Annotated in this window: 14 protein-coding genes; 13 read left to right on the top strand and 1 reads right to left on the bottom strand. The window is 52.7% G+C overall.

The genetic code is table 11. The features are described 5' to 3' along the window. Window positions 1-92 precede the first annotated feature (92 nt). The 13 genes from HOLDEFILI_RS07765 to HOLDEFILI_RS07830 all read left to right on the top strand — a co-directional run bounded on the left by HOLDEFILI_RS07765 (window position 93) and on the right by HOLDEFILI_RS07830 (window position 14,806). Complete coding sequence (locus HOLDEFILI_RS07765) at window positions 93-860, top strand: SDR family NAD(P)-dependent oxidoreductase (RefSeq protein ID WP_039864314.1); 768 nt, start codon at window positions 93-95, stop codon at window positions 858-860. Window positions 861-1,027: 167 nt separating this feature from the next. After that, the gene (locus HOLDEFILI_RS07770; protein ID WP_006059021.1) at window positions 1,028-2,137 is read left to right on the top strand and encodes an AI-2E family transporter; all 1,110 of its coding nucleotides are present in this window, start codon (window positions 1,028-1,030) and stop codon (window positions 2,135-2,137) included. 67 nt (window positions 2,138-2,204) lie between these two features. Beyond that, window positions 2,205-2,804 carry a peptidoglycan DD-metalloendopeptidase family protein gene (locus tag HOLDEFILI_RS07775; RefSeq protein WP_006059022.1) on the top strand — a complete coding sequence of 200 codons (600 nt, stop codon included), beginning with the start codon at window positions 2,205-2,207 and terminating at the stop codon, window positions 2,802-2,804. Then, on the top strand, window positions 2,794-3,579 hold the full coding sequence (locus HOLDEFILI_RS07780; protein WP_006059023.1) for a zinc metalloprotease: 786 nt from the start codon (window positions 2,794-2,796) through the stop codon (window positions 3,577-3,579). Before HOLDEFILI_RS07775 ends, HOLDEFILI_RS07780 begins: the two co-directional genes overlap by 11 nt. A gap of 92 nt (window positions 3,580-3,671) precedes the next feature. After that, window positions 3,672-4,715, top strand: a complete 1,044-nt coding sequence (locus tag HOLDEFILI_RS07785) for a metal ABC transporter solute-binding protein, Zn/Mn family (RefSeq protein ID WP_006059024.1) — start codon at window positions 3,672-3,674, stop codon at window positions 4,713-4,715. A 532-nt stretch (window positions 4,716-5,247) separates the two neighbouring features. Next, a complete protein-coding gene (gene polA, locus HOLDEFILI_RS07795; RefSeq protein ID WP_039864317.1) occupies window positions 5,248-7,860 on the top strand; it encodes a DNA polymerase I in 2,613 nt (870 codons plus the stop codon). A gap of 1 nt (window position 7,861) precedes the next feature. Then, window positions 7,862-8,782, top strand: a complete 921-nt coding sequence (mutM, locus tag HOLDEFILI_RS07800; protein WP_006059027.1) for a bifunctional DNA-formamidopyrimidine glycosylase/DNA-(apurinic or apyrimidinic site) lyase — start codon at window positions 7,862-7,864, stop codon at window positions 8,780-8,782. Next, window positions 8,694-9,308, top strand: coding sequence for a dephospho-CoA kinase (gene coaE, locus HOLDEFILI_RS07805; RefSeq protein ID WP_050766946.1), 615 nt, complete (start codon window positions 8,694-8,696; stop codon window positions 9,306-9,308). The genes mutM and coaE overlap by 89 nt, the downstream gene beginning before the upstream one ends. Then, entirely contained in the window at window positions 9,274-10,494 is a 1,221-nt protein-coding gene (locus HOLDEFILI_RS07810; RefSeq protein ID WP_006059029.1) for a DnaD domain protein, read from the top strand. Before coaE ends, HOLDEFILI_RS07810 begins: the two co-directional genes overlap by 35 nt. 3 nt (window positions 10,495-10,497) lie before the next feature. After that, on the top strand, window positions 10,498-11,418 hold the full coding sequence (locus HOLDEFILI_RS18355) for an ATP-binding protein (RefSeq protein WP_006059030.1): 921 nt from the start codon (window positions 10,498-10,500) through the stop codon (window positions 11,416-11,418). A gap of 57 nt (window positions 11,419-11,475) precedes the next feature. After that, window positions 11,476-12,438 carry a 6-phosphofructokinase gene (gene pfkA / locus HOLDEFILI_RS07820; RefSeq protein WP_006059031.1) on the top strand — a complete coding sequence of 321 codons (963 nt, stop codon included), beginning with the start codon at window positions 11,476-11,478 and terminating at the stop codon, window positions 12,436-12,438. Between the two features lie 17 nt (window positions 12,439-12,455). Continuing rightward, on the top strand, window positions 12,456-13,877 hold the full coding sequence (gene pyk, locus HOLDEFILI_RS07825; RefSeq protein ID WP_006059032.1) for a pyruvate kinase: 1,422 nt from the start codon (window positions 12,456-12,458) through the stop codon (window positions 13,875-13,877). A gap of 95 nt (window positions 13,878-13,972) precedes the next feature. Beyond that, window positions 13,973-14,806: an HAD-IIB family hydrolase gene (locus tag HOLDEFILI_RS07830; protein WP_006059033.1), complete on the top strand. Its 834-nt coding sequence runs from the start codon at window positions 13,973-13,975 to the stop codon at window positions 14,804-14,806. Between the two features lie 110 nt (window positions 14,807-14,916). On the opposite strand, the gene HOLDEFILI_RS07835 is transcribed toward HOLDEFILI_RS07830, so the two are convergent. After that, window positions 14,917-15,402: a hypothetical protein gene (locus HOLDEFILI_RS07835; protein WP_039864321.1), complete on the bottom strand. Its 486-nt coding sequence runs from the start codon at window positions 15,400-15,402 to the stop codon at window positions 14,917-14,919. Between the last annotated feature and the right edge of the window lie 259 nt (window positions 15,403-15,661).

A 15,661-nucleotide genomic window follows, 5' to 3' on the forward strand; every position in this document is an offset into this window, starting at 1 on the left:
ACAAATTTTAATAATTGCCTAAATCAAATCTTGAAATTCCTGTTATACTGAAATTACAAGAGGACTGCAAAGTCCGGAAGGAGGATTTACTGATGTTTGAGTTAACAGGAAAAATCGCCGTCGTCACCGGGGCGTCCAGCGGTTTGGGCGCGGATGCGGCCCGAGCCTATGCCGAGGCCGGAGCTAACGTCGCGTTATTGGCGCGCCGTCAGGATAAGCTGGAAGCGTTAGCCGAGGAGCTGCGGGCCAAGGGCATCGACGCGCTACCGGTCGGCTGCGACGTCACTGACGAAGCCAGTATTGAAAAAGCCGTGCAGACCGTGATCGAACACTTCGGACGGATCGACATCCTGCTCAACAATGCCGGCGTCGCTGTCCGCGGCGGGGTCGATACACTGAGTCAGGAAGACTGGGACCGCTCGATGAACATCAACGTCAAGGGGATCTATATGATGTGCAAATATGTAATCCCGCACATGAAGGCCCGCAACTATGGCAAGATCGTCAACATCAGCTCCGTTAACGCTTTGATCGGCGATAAGAACGATATGTTTATCCGCCACGCGTATAATACTTCCAAAGCGGCGGTGCTCGGCCTGACGCTGGGCATGGCTTGTTCCTATGGTCAATTCAACATTACGGTCAACGCCGTCTGCCCGGGATTGTTTGAGTCGGAGATGACGCAGAACACACTGTTCAAGTCGGAAGCTTTCTTACAAGGCTACAGCGCCCAGTGCCCGATGAGCCGTCCGGGCCGGCGCGGGGAAGTCAGCGGACCGATCCTGTTTTTCTCCAGCGACGCGTCCAGCTACGTCACCGGCCAGCATGTCGTCGTCGACGGAGGAACCTCGTTAGTTTAAGCTTGACCGCCCATCGTATTGATCGTCTGATCAGGACAAAGGACAAGCCGTCTTTTGTCCTTTCCTTTTATTTCCTTTCCTTCGGCTGCGGTCTTTCCCGGTTCGTTTCGGTTTTCTTTTGACCTGAATAATGATAAAATAAAGACACGCAAGGGGAGGGATGACGGATGGGATGGCTGCATAAAATGAACGCCTACTTTAAGGAACAGCTGTCGCTGAAGAACCTGTTGAAGGTGCTGCTGATCCTGTTGATTCTGTACTTCCTTTCCCTGACCTCGAATGTCTGGATGAGCTGGCTGACGACGCTGCGGCTGATTCTGACGCCGTTTTTAGTCGGGTTTGGGATCGCGTATGTCGTTCATCCGTTTATTGAATTTCTGCAGAAGAAGGGCGTGTCGCGCAGGATTGCGATTCCGCTGGTCTGCCTGGGAATGCTTACTTTGTTGATCGGGATTTTGATGATGGTCGTGCCGATGGTCTACGACAAGACGACCGAGCTGATCAACTCCATGATTTCCGGCTTGAACTGGCTTTATCAACAATATGTGGAAATGAACGAAAACGCGCCGAACATTTTAGTCGCCGGGATTTTCCAGCAGATCACAACGCTGCTCAACGATACGAAAAGCTGGCTGCCGAACTTCTCGGCGCTGCTGCCGCAGCTGATTTCCAAGGTGCTTTCTTTTCTGACCAACGCGGTGTTCGCGTTTATCATTTCAGTCTACGTGCTGTTTGATTTTGAGAAGATCCGCAAGACGATTTTCAGTTTAGCACGCACCATCGACAAGGAACTGCCGATCTATCTGAGTGCGGTGAACGCGGAAATCAGCGGTTATCTGCATTCGCTGCTGATGCTGATGGCGATCAAATTCCTCGAATATTCGCTGCTGTACATGTTGATCGGACATAAGAGTGCGATCACGATCGCGCTTCTGACCTCCATCGGGTTGATCGTGCCGTATTTCGGCGCAACGGTCGCCAACTTTATCGGCATTCTGACCTCGTTGACGCTGCCGCTGCCGAAGGTTTTGTTTTTGATCGGCGGAATCTGCGTGCTGTCGATGGTTGATGCCTACATCATCGCGCCGATCGTGCATTCCCGCAGTTCGCAAGTGCCGCCGCTGTGGACGTTGTTGTGCGTGTTTGCGGGCGGAATGCTGCTGGGACCGATCGGGATCATGATCTCGATCCCGGTATTTATGAGTCTGCGGGTGATCGTCAATCTCGTGCGTTTCCGCAATGAGCGCTACGATCCGCTGCCTTCAGAAGATGAATAAAGAACGGTTCGCCGTTCTTTTTCTTTTGCCTGTCCGCATACAGTAGTATCAGGGGAGGAGATCAGCCATGAGTGAGATCAAACATATCAGAAAACGCATATCCGCCCGCCGCAAAACGCCGGGTCCGCGCGCCTATGAAGCGCCGGGAAGTCCGTTATTTACCCTTATTTACGGTCTGGCCATGCTGGCGATGGTCGGGGCCAGCCTGGGTTTAGGCTGGATGATCAACGAGAAGCAGCAATGGGTGGATCCCAAACCTGTCCTCCAACAGATCGAAGTGCTTTCAGAAAAGCTGCATTTAAAGTCTTTATCAGCCTGGCTGCCGTTTGAAAAGTGGTTTGGCAAGGAGCAGCCGGTCGCGGCGGCGGTCAGCTATGAGCTGATTCAGGATCATTATTATAAACCCGCTTCCGGCAATCAGGTGCAGAGCATCGCTGACGGCGTCGTCTTATACATCGGCGAACAGGAGAGCGGAGCGATCGTCATGGTGAAGCAGGATAACGGCGTGCTGGTGACCTATGGCGCGCTGCAGGAGGTCCAGGTCCATCTCAACGACCGGATTTTAAAGGGTACGGCTCTGGGGGCGGTGCAGGATGCGGTCTATCTGGAATTCAGCGAACAAGGTCAGCCGGTCACGCTGGAGCGGGCGATGAGCAATGCCGGTTAAAATCAAAGTCAGCGGTTTTACCATTCTGGTGGCAGCCCTGGCTTTTTTTTCTCACGCCGCTGTGCCGCTCGGCCACATTTTCTTCATTCTGGCACTGCATGAAAGCGGTCATGCGTTCTGGGCCTGGTTTTTCCATTATCCGATTCGCCAGCTGTCAATCCTGCCGTTCGGGCTGGCGCTGACGCTGGAGCATTTCGGCGATGGGGACGCGTGGGAGGAGCTGGTGATTCTGGCCGGCGGGCTGGCGATGCATGGTGTCATTCCCTTGCTTTACGGGGGCCTGGCAAAACTGGGGGGGGTTTCGCCGGTCATGCTCGACTGGGTGCTGGATATCAACCGGTCGGTTTTTCTGTTTAATGTGCTGCCGCTGTATCCGCTGGACGGCGGACGGATTGTGCAGTCGCTGTGGCATTGCTTTCTGCCGTATCGGACCGCGCAGGCGCTGACGATTGGGTTATCGGCACTCGGGACGCCGCTGGCGTTTGTTAAACTGATGAATTGTAATCCGATGACGCTCGGGGTGTTCGGATTTCTGTTCGCCGTCAACCTGATCAGCTGGCGCCAGCGGGCGTATCAGGCTGAACATTTCTACCTGTACCGCCTGATTCATCCCTGTTCTCATCCCTTAAAGCTGCATCGGAAGCAGGATTTATACCGCCAGCGGTATAACGTCATCCTGGAACCAGGGGGACTGCTCGATGAAAAACAATGGCTGACGCGGCGCTTTGGCAAGGCCGGGCCGCTTTCATCCCAACCGCGCAGCTGGTTGATTTAAACAGCGAGTTCAGACGCGAAAAGGCTGTCGGAAAGAGGGTTTTTTTCAAGGTCAGAATATGCTATAATCCTAAAAGGAAGCGAGGAACATCCATGCGAAAGAAAATTACTCTTCTAGTTCTTCTGGGCTTGCTGCTGACCTCTTTAACCGGCTGCGCAACCGATAAGAAAAAGGTAGTATATACGGTTTATCCATTAGGATATCTGCTGGAAAAGATCGGCGGGGACCGGATTGAGATCCAGAGTCTGCAGGACGACACGATCGTCCAGCGCGCGGCGGCCGGCGATTTGAAAGAACGCGTCAAGGACGCCGATTTAGTGCTGCACATCGGGCAGCTTGAGCCGTATTTCCAGCTTGTGCTGCCGGAAATCCGTTCGGCCAGTTCGGCGGTGGTCAAGGATTTGTCTGTCAATAATTCGATTTATTCGTTTAAACGTTATACCCGCGTCATCGCCAACGACGTCGAGCAGTTTGTCGAAAGCGCGTATTACAAGGGTGACGCCTTCGATTCGATCGACATGAATGAAAAGGATCTGGCGTTGTGGATGGATCCGATCGCGATGACGAGCATGGCGAAGGAAATCCGCGACTGGCTGTGTGAGAATTACGTCGAGGAAAGCCGTTATTTCGAAGAAAATTACAGTCAGCTGGAAAGCGAGCTGGTGCGGTTGGACGCCGAATATCAAAGTCTGTCCAGCACGCTGAAAAATGAGAAAAAAACGATTAAATTCGTTTCGATGACCGCCAGCTTCGGCAACTGGCAGAAGACATACGGCATTCAGGTCTATCCGGTAATTCTGTCCAAATACGGCGTGCTGCCGAATGAAAAGCAGCTGGATATCATCAAGACCAAGATCGTGGAGGACAACGTAAAGTATATCGCGTATGAACCGAACATGACAGAGGATATGCTTGCTTTGTTCGACCAACTTTCGACTGAGTTGAACCTGCAGCGGGTGGATTTGAGCAATCTGTCGAGCTTATCGGCGGATCAGCGCGAGGATAATAAGGATTATCTGTCGATCATGGTCGAAAACCTGAATCAGCTGGAAAGCATGGCGGAGGACGATCTGACGCCTGCGGTTCAGGAGCCGGCGGCGGACGATCAGGCCACAAACGAGGATGAAGACGCCTGATCGGCGCATCGAATTTGGATTTCAGCGCGAAGGGAAAGTACCCTTCGCGTTTTTACATGAGAAAATGGGGATTTTAAAAGTCGGACTTAATGAAAGATAAGCGGAGCTGTGATTCTGGAATTGACGATTCAGAAACTCAATTAACTCAGAAAGAAGAGAAAAAGTTGAAATTCCGTCAGGAAAGTTGATCGAACATTCGATCAAGGGCAAACCGACTTTTAAAACCACAGTGACAAAAAGTTCCAGGAAATGCTCCATAGAATTGCCCTCCGCTGATGACGGACGACAAAAATCTGTCGGTTTGAATCAATTTTGATAAGACCCAAAATCGACTCTGTCCGGACGGGCATCCGCGGTTCAACAAAACCCTACACTATTAAAGAATCAGAAATTTATTCACAGAAAATATCAATTAAGATTTAGACGGATAGAGCTGCGGTTTATGCGCCAGCTTGCGCTTCTTTTGATATTCATCAGGGCTTATGGTAAAATAAGAACTGAATCTAGTTTAAAAACAAAAGGAGATCCAGCCATGAAAAAAATGTTGTTAGTTGATGGAAATTCCATGCTCTTCCGGGCATTTTACGCAACCTTTATGCGGCCGATGTCGACGTCGACCGGGATTCCGACCAACGCGATTTACGGGTTCGCGATGATGATCAACAAAGCCGTCCAGATCATTCAGCCGGACGCGATGCTCGTTGCTTTCGACAAGGGCAAGCACACCTTCCGCCACGAGCTGTTCGCCGAGTACAAGGGCGGCCGCAAGGAAACGCCGGACGCGTTAGTGGAACAGTTTCCGATCGTGCGCGAATATCTGGAAGCGGCGGGGATTAAACAGTTTGAAATGACGGATATCGAAGCCGACGACATCATCGGTTCAATGATCAAGAAATATCCGGACTGGGATATCAACGTGCTCAGCTCTGACCGCGATATGCTGCAGCTGATCGACGAGACGACCTCGGTCTGGCTGATGAAAAAAGGCATCAGCGATATCGAGGAGATGACCGTGGAAAGCCTGAAGGAAAAGATGGGGATCACGCCGGATCAGATCCGCGACCTCAAGGGACTGATGGGCGATGCCTCCGATAACATTCCGGGAATTCCGAAGGTCGGTGAAAAGACGGCGCTGAAGCTGCTGGAACAGTTCGGTACGGTAGAAAATCTGATCGCCAACACCGACCAGCTCAAGGGCAAGCTGAAAGATAACGTTGAAGCCTTCAAGGATCAGGCGCTGTTATCCAAACGTCTGGCGACGATCAAGACCGACGTTGAGATTCCGTTTGAAACGGAAGAATTCACATTTCACATCACGCCGGAGCCGCTGCGTCAGTTTTATGTGCGCTATGAGATGAACTCGCTGGCAAGCAAGCTTTCAACCCAGATCAGCGAGCAGGCGGAAGCCGAGGCCCCGGCATCGCAGCCGACGCTGACCGTGGCGGAAGTCCGGCGCTGTCCGGAAGCACTTCTGCAGGACAACGCGATCCTGGTGCTCGACCAGGATCAGCCGTCAGTCTACTTCGCTGATGTTCATGGCCTGGCGCTGGCGTATCAGGACCAGGCTGTCTACATCCCGATCGAAGATGTCCGCCAGGATGAAGCGCTGTTAGCGTATCTGGCGGGAGAAAAGACCAAGATCGTCTACGACGTCAAGGCTTGCCTGCATTTAGCCGACGGCGCGGGACTGACGATTAATGGAATGAAAATCGACGCGATGATCGCCGCGTTCCTGTGCGATTCGACGCTGACCAGTGATCAGAAGATCCGTGAGAAATTCGGCCTGACGGAAACGGTGACGATGGATGAGGTGTATGGCAAGCCGGGCAAGATGAAGCTGCCGGAGCCGCAGCTTCAGCGACAGCTGTGCGCCCAGAAAATCCAGCTGATCGACGCGCTGTGGAAGGACAGCGAGCCGAAGCTGAAGGAGATGGAAATCGTTTCGCTGTTTTACGATGTGGAAATGCCTTTAGCCGCCGTGTTGTATAAGATGGAAAAGGAAGGCATCCGGATTGATTCCCAGACGCTCGACGATATCGCCCGGCAGACTCAGGCCCGCCTGGACGCGCTGACCGACGCCATTTACGCAGCCGCCGGGGAGACCTTCAACATCAACTCGCCGAAACAATTGGGCGAAGTCTTGTTTGACAAACTGGGACTGCCGGCCAGCGGGAAGAAGCGGTCAACCTCGGCCGATGTGCTCGAAAAGCTGCTGGGCGTGCATCCGATCATCGCCGATTTGCTCGAATTCAGAAAATATCAAAAGCTGTACAGCACTTATGCTGAAGGCTTGAAAAAATACATTCATCCGGATGGAAGAATCCATACGATCTACAATCAATGCGCGACTCAGACCGGCCGGCTGTCTTCGACCGAACCGAATCTGCAGAATATCAGCGTCCGCGACGAGGAATCCCGCGAAGTGCGCAAGGCCTTTCTGCCGAGCGAGGGCAACGTGCTGGTCGCTTCCGACTACTCCCAGATCGAATTAAGAATGCTGGCGCACATGGCGGACGAGCAGGGGCTGCTGGACGCGTTCCGGCATGCCGTCGATATTCATACCAAAACCGCGTCCGACGTGTTCCAGATTCCGCTTGATCAGGTTGACGCGAAGCATCGCCGCCAGGCCAAAGCCGTCAACTTCGGGATCGTCTACGGCATTTCTGATTTCGGCCTGTCCCAGCAGCTGGATATCAGCCGCGCCCAGGCCAAGGAATTCATCGAGCGTTATCTGCAAAGCTATCCGAACATTTCCAAATACATGGACCAGGTGATCAGCTTCTGCCAGGAACACGGTTATACCGCGACGATGCTGGGCCGGCGCCGGGAAGTGCCGGAGATTCATGATAAGAATTACATGACCCGCGAATTCGGCAAGCGCGCCGCGATGAACGCGCCGATCCAGGGCTCCGCCGCCGATTTGATCAAGCTGGCGATGATCCGCATCGACAAGGCGATCAGCGAAAAGGGCCTGCAATCCAAAATGATCCTGCAGGTTCACGATGAATTGATTTTTGACGCGCTGCCAAGCGAGCTGGACGCGTTATGCGCGATTATCCAGGAAGGAATGGAGCACGCGATGGAACTGAAGGTGCCGTTAGTCGCGGAAACTAAAATCGGCGATACCTGGTACGAGGCGAAATAAGATGCCGGAGCTGCCAGAGGTTGAAACGGTCGTCCGCACGCTGGAACTTTTAATTCCGGACCGCCGGATCGAACACGTTGAAGTGCGCGTGCCGAAGATGATCCAGATGGACGCCGGCGAATTCTGCCGGAGGTTAGAGGGACAGCACTTCCGCCGGTTTTCACGGCGCGGGAAATACCTGATTTTTCAGATGGATGACGTCTATTTCATCGCGCACATGCGGATGGAAGGAAAGTTTTATGTCCAGCGGCCTGAAGAACCGTTGTCCAAGCATATCCATGTGATTTTCGATCTCGACGACGGGACGCAGCTGCGCTATCACGATACGCGCAAGTTCGGGACGATGGAGCTGATGGAACTGAACGGCGATCTGCGCCACTTTCATGAGCTGGGGCCGGAGCCGTTTGACGATGAATTTAATCCGGACTACTGCCGCGCGTTTTTAAAGAAACGCCGGGTTCCGATTAAACAAGTCCTGCTCGATCAGAGCTTTGTCGCCGGCATCGGCAATATCTATGCCAATGAGATCTGCTTCGCGCTGCGGATTGATCCGCGCAAACGCTGCGACCAGCTGACAAAAGCGCAGATCACCGCGCTGCCGGAGATCACCCGGCAGATCCTGAGCCTGGCGATTGAGGCCGGGGGCAGCTCGATCCGCAGCTATACCTCATCCTTAGGGGTGACCGGGCGGTTTCAGCTGCAGATCCAGGTCCATGGCCGGGAAGGCGAAGCCTGTCCGCTGTGCGGCGGGCCGATCAAGAAGATTGCGGTCGCCCAGCGGGGGACCTACTATTGTCCGCATTGTCAGAAAAAGAGAGGAACGGGAATCGAATATGATCAAAATCGCGATCACCGGCGTGATCGGCAGCGGAAAGTCGACGCTGAGCCAGTGCTTACGAAATCTGGGGTATCCGGTCGCTGACTGCGACGCGATCAGCCATGCGATCCTGCAGCCGGATCAGGCGGGATATAAAGCCTGCGTCGAAGCCTTTGGTCCCGCTATTTTAGATGATCAAGGGCGAATCGACCGGGCGGCTTTAGGCGCGATCGTCTTTCAGGATGACGCGCGGCGGCGCCAGCTCGAAGCGATTACGCATCCCCTGATCCAGGCGGAATTAAACCGCCAGGCAAAAGCCTCCTCATCGCCGCTGTGGTTTGCCGAGGTGCCGCTGTTGTTTGAGGCGGGGATGGAAAATCAGTTTGACGAGATCATCACCGTCACCGCGCCGCTGGAAACCATCCTGCAGCGGCTGCAGCAGGGCCGCGGTCTTTCGCCTCAGCAGGCGCGGGCCAGGATGGCGGCGCAGATGAGCCAGGAAGAGAAAAGCCGCCGTTCGACGCTGACGATCGTCAACGACGGGGATATTCCCGCAATGCAAGATCAGATTCAACAATGGATCAAGGAGAAACAAGATGGAACTGAAAGCGAAAGACGGATACCGCAGTGAAGTGCTGCGGCCGCTGGGCGCGGACGCGCTGAATTCCTTAATGTCGCTGTATCAGCCGTTAGTCGGCTGCGCCGGGGCGGCGCTGTATCTGACGTTGATCAGCGAAGCCAAGCACCAGCGTTCGTTTGAACCGCACGGCCGGTTATGTCAGATCATGAACATGGACATCACGGTGCTGGAACGCTCACGGCGCAAGCTGGAAGAAATGATGCTGATGCGCAGTTATATCAAAACCGGAGAAGGCAAGGACAACTACATTTATGTGCTGTATCCGCCGCTGGAAGCCGACCGGTTTTTTAAGCATGAGGTGCTGGGGCGGCTGTACGCGCGGATCATGGGCGCGAAGCAATACCAGCTTTCGCTCAACAAGCTGGCGCACATCGAGCTGTCGCGGGAAGGCTTTGAGGAAGTCAGCGAACAATTCAAAAGCTCGGTCATCGAGAACTGGGACGCTGAGAGCGAGGAACAGTTTGCCAGTATCAAACCGCGGTACAATTTCGATGCCGGTGATCACCCGGCCATTCACTTCGATTACGAACGCTTCTTAACCCGCGCCAGCAACCTCGTCTTTCCGATTGAAGCGCGCACCAACGAGAATCTGCGTCTGATCGGGGAGCTGGCGACGATGTACGGCTTAAGTGCTGATGAAATGCTGATTCTGGTCGGCCGCTGCACAGACAATACGAACAACACGCTGGATGGGGAAAAGCTGCGCTCCACGGCGTTTGTCATGAAAGCGAAAAAGCCGGCGAAAAAGGTCTCGGACGATCCGTACGATCTGCCGCCGGTCGCCTTTCTGCAGTCCAAGCAGAACGGCGTGCCGGTGCAGGACAGTGACAAACGCACGATTGAGAAGCTCATCACCGAGATGAAGATGGATCCGAAGGTCGTCAATATTCTGTTGGAACACGTTCTGTCCATCAGCGATAACAAGCTGGTTCCTTCCTTTGTCGCCTCGCTTGCCGCAGCCTGGATCCGCTCCGGCGTTGATACGGCGGAAAAAGCCATGGCGGAAGCTAAAAAACCACGCGGCCGCAGCGGCCGGGGCGGCAGCCGCAAAGACGTGCTGCCGGATTACTACGTCCAGATGAAGACCGGATCGGAAAAAGAAACCGCAGAAGAAACGGATTTCGACCGTGAAGAATTTGAAGAAATCCGCCGCCGGCTGCGCGAACAGGAGGGCTAAGCGATGGAAGCCGTAAAATGGGGAATCCAACTGAACGAACAACAGCTGAAGGAAAAACAAGCGCTGGCCGCCAAAATGAAAGCTCATCCGCTGGTGCAGAACTTCTTACAAACCTACGGTCTGGATGAAAGCTGGGTTGAGAACTACCCGTACCGGTTTCATCAATGGATCGACCAGCTGAGCCTGTGCCAGAACTGCCCGGGCTTAAATCAATGCCGCCAGAAACAAAAGGGCGAGGTGCTCGATCTGTCGTATACCGGGTTTCTGACGCTTCAGGTCCGCCCGTGCCGTTATGCCAGGCAGCAGCTGCAGGCAGAAAAGCATGTTCACAACTACCGCATCAACGATTTGCCGCGGCGCTTGTGGACGGTGTCGATCACCGATATCAACATCGACGAGGAAGAGGCGGCATACGCGGCAGCGGTGGCGAAAATCTCGCAGAATTTGTTAGCGCCGGCAGATAAAGGACTTTATTTGTTTGGCGCGCCGGGAGTGGGGAAGACTTATCTTGCGGCCTGTGCGTGCAACAGCTATGCCCGTCAGGGCAAGCGCGTCGTATTCGTGCATGTGCCGACGATGGCTTCACGGATCAAGGGGCTGCTTGACGACCGCGACAGCTTTGAGGACGAGCTGTACGAAATGAAGCGCGCGGACTTTGCGGTGTTTGACGATATCGGAGCGGAAAGCGTGACCTCCTGGCTGCGCGACGAGGTGCTGCTGCCGATCTTCAACGAACGGATGGACCGCCAGAAACTGACCTGGTTCACAAGCAATGAAAACTTCAGCTCGCTGGAAAATCACTACATGTATAATCAAAAATCCGACAAGGAAGAATTGAAAGCGGTTAGAATTATGGAACGCATAAAAGCCTTGTCGAAAGAGATGAAAATCACTGGAAAAAATCGCCGAAACACGTCGATTTAGTTTCACAATTTTCAAATTCAATGCTATGATATACGGGAAATGACAGGAGGGTTACGTATGATACGAAGAATCGGAATCTTGACGTCCGGCGGCGATGCTCCGGGCATGAACGCGGCGATCCGGGCAGTAACGCGCGTGGCGCTGGCGAACGGCTTTGAGGTCATGGGCATCAAGGATGGTTACCGCGGTTTAGTCGAGGGCAATTACATTCCGATGGATAAATCCACCGTCAGCGATATTCTGAACCGGGGCGGCACCGTGCTGGGGTCGGCCCGTTTAACGGAATTCAAAGACCTGGAAATACAGAAAAAAGCGGTGCAGACGCTGCAGAACGCGAAGATCGACGCGGTCGTCGTGATCGGCGGCGACGGTTCTTATCGCGGCGCGATGGCGCTGACGAAACTGGGCATTAACTGTATCGGTCTGCCGGGAACGATCGACAACGATATTCCGGGCACCGATTTTACGATCGGCTTTGACACGGCGCTGAATACCGTCGTGGAAGCGGTGGATAAACTGCGCGATACCTCCAGCTCGCATCATCGTTGTTCCGTCGTGGAAGTGATGGGCAATCGGTGCGGCGATCTGGCGGTCTGGGCTGCGATTTCCTGCGGAGCCGAGATCGTCATCACGCCGGAAACGGGCTATGACGAGCTGGACGTTCTGGAACGGCTGCGGTATTTGGACAAAGCCGTGAAGAAACGTCATGCGATCGTCGTCATTTCAGAGAAGATCGCGGACGTCGACGAGTTAGCGCGCAAGATTTCCCAGAATACCGGCTTTGCCGGACGGGCGACCGTACTGGGCCATGTGCAGCGCGGCGGATCGCCATCGCCGAGAGATCGTGTTTTAGCCTCGATGATGGGCGAGAAAGCGGTCGATCTGTTGATGGACGGCGTCGGCGGACACTGCGTCGGGATGATTGACAACAAGGTCACTTCGATGCCGATTGAGGAAGCCTTGTCTTCCCCGCGGCATTCCCGGAAGGACTTGTATCGTCTGTTTGACCGGTTAGTATAAGTTGAAGGAGGAAGATTATGTTAGGGAAGAAGACTAAAATTGTATGTACGTTAGGTCCTGCCAGCAACACCCCGGAAATGGTGGAGAAGCTGGCGAAGGAAGGCATGAATATCGTCCGGTGCAACTTTTCGCATGAGGATCACAAGACCCATGGCGAACGCATCGATATGATCCGCGAGGTCAGCGAACGGATCGGCATCAACCTGGGCATCATGCTCGATACCAAGGGCCCGGAAATCCGCTGCGGAATCTTTAAGGATGGCAAGGCTGATTTCTTGAAGGGTGATATCGTCAAGATCTGCCGTGCGGAAATTGAAGGAACGCACGAGCGTTTCCACATTGCCTGCCCGGAACTGTTTGAGGACGTCAAGGCTGGCAATTACATTCTGATCGACGATGGCAAAATGCGCCTGACGATTCTGGAAAGCGACGGCCAGGAACTGACCTGCCGCGTTGAAAACTCCGGAACAATCAAAACCCGCAAGGGCTGCAACGTGCCGAATGTGAAGCTGTCGATGCCGTTTATTTCGGAAAAAGACGATGCGGATATCCGCTTCGGCTGCGAAAAAGACGTGGACTTCATCGCCGCTTCGTTTGTCAGACGGGCGGAAGACGTCCTGGCGATCCGCAAGATTCTGATCGAAATGGGCAAGCCGACGATCCAGATTATCGCGAAGATTGAAAACCAGGAAGGCTTCGACAATCTGGAATCGATCCTGGAAGTTGCGGACGGCGTCATGGTTGCGCGCGGCGATCTGGGCGTTGAAGTTCAGACACAGTATGTTCCGATTTACCAGAAGACGATTATCCATAAGGCCAATGAAATGGGCAAGCCGGTCATCACCGCAACCCACATGCTGGAATCCATGATGTCCAACCCGCGGCCGACCCGTGCGGAAGCGAGCGACGTTGCCAACGCGGTTCTGGATGGTTCCGATGCGATCATGCTTTCAGGTGAAAGCGCGGCCGGTGAATATCCGGTTGAAGCGGTCAGAACGATGGCGACGATTGCGGAAGCAGTCGAAAAGATCATTCCGTACCGTGAACGTCTGGATCATTCGATCAAGTCCAGCCGCAAGACGGTTCAGGATGCGATCGGCATCGCGGTTTCCGATGCGACACTGACGCTGCAGAACGTCGGTGCGGTTGTCGTCTTCACGCAGGGCGGCACCACAGCGAAGCGAATCTCCAAGTTCAGACCGTGTGTTCCAATTCTGGCCGTCACGTTCACCAAGAGCACGCAGCGCAAGCTGGAAGCCTACTGGGGCGTAACGCCGATCTTCTCGGATATCCAGAATGAGCTGACCAACGATGACGAACTGGCGAGCACCATCGCCAAGGGCTACGGCTTGAAGCCAGGCCAGCTGCTTATCATGTCCGCCGGTTACCCAACGGGTGAAGGCAGCGCCAACATGATGAAGATCATCGAAATAAAATAAGCTGAAAACAGTCCGCAAGGGCTGTTTTTTTCTCGTGTTCTCCGCTACAATGAGAAGCAGGATGAAAGAAAAAATAAGTAAGATGAGGAAATAAAATGATCAAGTTAATTGTATGTGATTTTGACGGAACGATTTTAGAGCGCAGCACGCAGCTGATTTATCCGCGGGTCGCTGAAGCTTTGCGCAAAGCAAAAGCAACCGGGATTGAATTCTGCGCGGCGACCGGCCGAAACGCTCCAGCTGCTCGGCGGATTCTGGAAGGCTCCAAGGTCGAAGGCTGGATGATCGATCTCAACGGGGCTGAGCTGCGTGATCCGCAAGGGCAGGTCCGGGCTGTGCAGGCCTTGGATAAAAATCTGGCGCAGCGTCTGCTTCCCAAGCTGAGACATCCCGAGGTGCTGACCACGCTGTACAGCGGCGAGCTGAAATATACGTTTCTGCCCGTAGAGGAACACTACCGGCGTTATTTTACAGTTCCCGGCTGCGGCAAAACCCCGCAGAACACGCCGCTGAGTCAGTTTGAAGCGGATTACCGGCAATTCGAAAGACTGGAAGAACTCACTGATCCGATCTTTAAGATTGAGATGCGCAGCGCTTCCTCGGACGCTCTGCGTCAGATTCGCAGTCAGATCGAAGACATGCCGCAGATCGCGCTGACTTCAGCGTTTACGCATAACCTGGAAGTGCTCCCGATCACCTGCAACAAAGCTTCTGCGTTAACCCAGCTGCAGGAAATCCTCAAGCTACGGAAAGAAGAGATCGCAGTCTTCGGTGATGATCTGAACGATTTGTGCTTGTTTGAACAGTTTCCCCTCAGCTATGCCGTGGCCAACGCCAAGCCGGAAATCCTCGATCTCGCTCATGCGGTGATTGGTACATGCGATCAACAGGGGCCGGCGGACGTAATCACTGCGTTCTTCATGGAATAATTCAACACAATATCAACTTCAGAGGATAATGAAAAAAGCTTTTGAACTAAAGCCGTACTGAACTGAAATTATATAAACGCTTATCTGAGAAACAGAAGGAATTGAATCATCTAGGCAATCATTTCATTGAGTATTTCTATCAGCTCATTGAATTCTAACTCTGTTTTTGTAAAAGATATCCATAGATTGGCGGAAGGTGTCGAGCAATAAATTTTGTAGCTATTTTTGTTTTGTTTTATATGATAAACCGAAGGGGAATTCATGATTTCATAGAAACTATCCGGGTTGGATGATCTTGAATTGTAATGCGTAAGATTGAATCCGCTATCAGACGGATTAGCAATTTCAATCTCAATCTTGGAATTGAAATCGTTTGAGCGTAATAAAAGGGATTCTTGATTATTGAAAAGGGAGAAGGATTTCACCGTGTTTAATGAGAAATCATAATCTTGGAAATGGGTATGATATTGTTGATCGATTTGTTCTAAGGTTAAATCTGAAGAATGAATAAAATAGGCATTGTCAACAACACTCTGGGTGATAATCAAAAATAAAGCAAATAAAAATACAACAATGATTTTCTTCCTTTTGGTCATAAAATCCTCCTGAAAAATGAGTCCGTTATTTATAATACTAACGGATTTATACAAAAAGACAATAAAAATTAGTTTCCTTTCTTTAATTATTAGATATAACTTATTTCAGCGTCAGGCTTAAGGAAAACTAGCGAAAAACGAAAATGGTTCCAGATAATCTTAGGGTTTCTTATTTCCTCACAACTACTCTATTTCACACAAATAATGAATTGATCATACCGATAGACATAAAGTCAAAAAAAAGGAATCGCTTTCGCAG

Source organism: Holdemania filiformis DSM 12042 (assembly GCF_000157995.1).
Classification (GTDB): Bacteria; Bacillota_I; Bacilli_A; order Erysipelotrichales; family Erysipelotrichaceae; genus Holdemania; species Holdemania filiformis.

Bases quoted from the DNA above. Each gene is read 5' to 3' on its own strand.
- pfkA (WP_006059031.1), top strand. From the start codon at position 11,476: ATGATACGAAGAATCGGAATCTTGACGTCCGGCGGCGATGCTCCGGGC.
- HOLDEFILI_RS18355 (WP_006059030.1), top strand. From the start codon at position 10,498: ATGGAAGCCGTAAAATGGGGAATCCAACTGAACGAACAACAGCTGAAG.
- polA (WP_039864317.1), top strand. From the start codon at position 5,248: ATGAAAAAAATGTTGTTAGTTGATGGAAATTCCATGCTCTTCCGGGCA.
- HOLDEFILI_RS07835 (WP_039864321.1), bottom strand. From the start codon at position 15,402: ATGACCAAAAGGAAGAAAATCATTGTTGTATTTTTATTTGCTTTATTT.
- HOLDEFILI_RS07830 (WP_006059033.1), top strand. From the start codon at position 13,973: ATGATCAAGTTAATTGTATGTGATTTTGACGGAACGATTTTAGAGCGC.
- HOLDEFILI_RS07770 (WP_006059021.1), top strand. From the start codon at position 1,028: ATGGGATGGCTGCATAAAATGAACGCCTACTTTAAGGAACAGCTGTCG.
- HOLDEFILI_RS07785 (WP_006059024.1), top strand. From the start codon at position 3,672: ATGCGAAAGAAAATTACTCTTCTAGTTCTTCTGGGCTTGCTGCTGACC.
- HOLDEFILI_RS07780 (WP_006059023.1), top strand. From the start codon at position 2,794: ATGCCGGTTAAAATCAAAGTCAGCGGTTTTACCATTCTGGTGGCAGCC.
- HOLDEFILI_RS07775 (WP_006059022.1), top strand. From the start codon at position 2,205: ATGAGTGAGATCAAACATATCAGAAAACGCATATCCGCCCGCCGCAAA.
- HOLDEFILI_RS07765 (WP_039864314.1), top strand. From the start codon at position 93: ATGTTTGAGTTAACAGGAAAAATCGCCGTCGTCACCGGGGCGTCCAGC.
- HOLDEFILI_RS07810 (WP_006059029.1), top strand. From the start codon at position 9,274: ATGGAACTGAAAGCGAAAGACGGATACCGCAGTGAAGTGCTGCGGCCG.
- pyk (WP_006059032.1), top strand. From the start codon at position 12,456: ATGTTAGGGAAGAAGACTAAAATTGTATGTACGTTAGGTCCTGCCAGC.
- mutM (WP_006059027.1), top strand. From the start codon at position 7,862: ATGCCGGAGCTGCCAGAGGTTGAAACGGTCGTCCGCACGCTGGAACTT.
- coaE (WP_050766946.1), top strand. From the start codon at position 8,694: ATGATCAAAATCGCGATCACCGGCGTGATCGGCAGCGGAAAGTCGACG.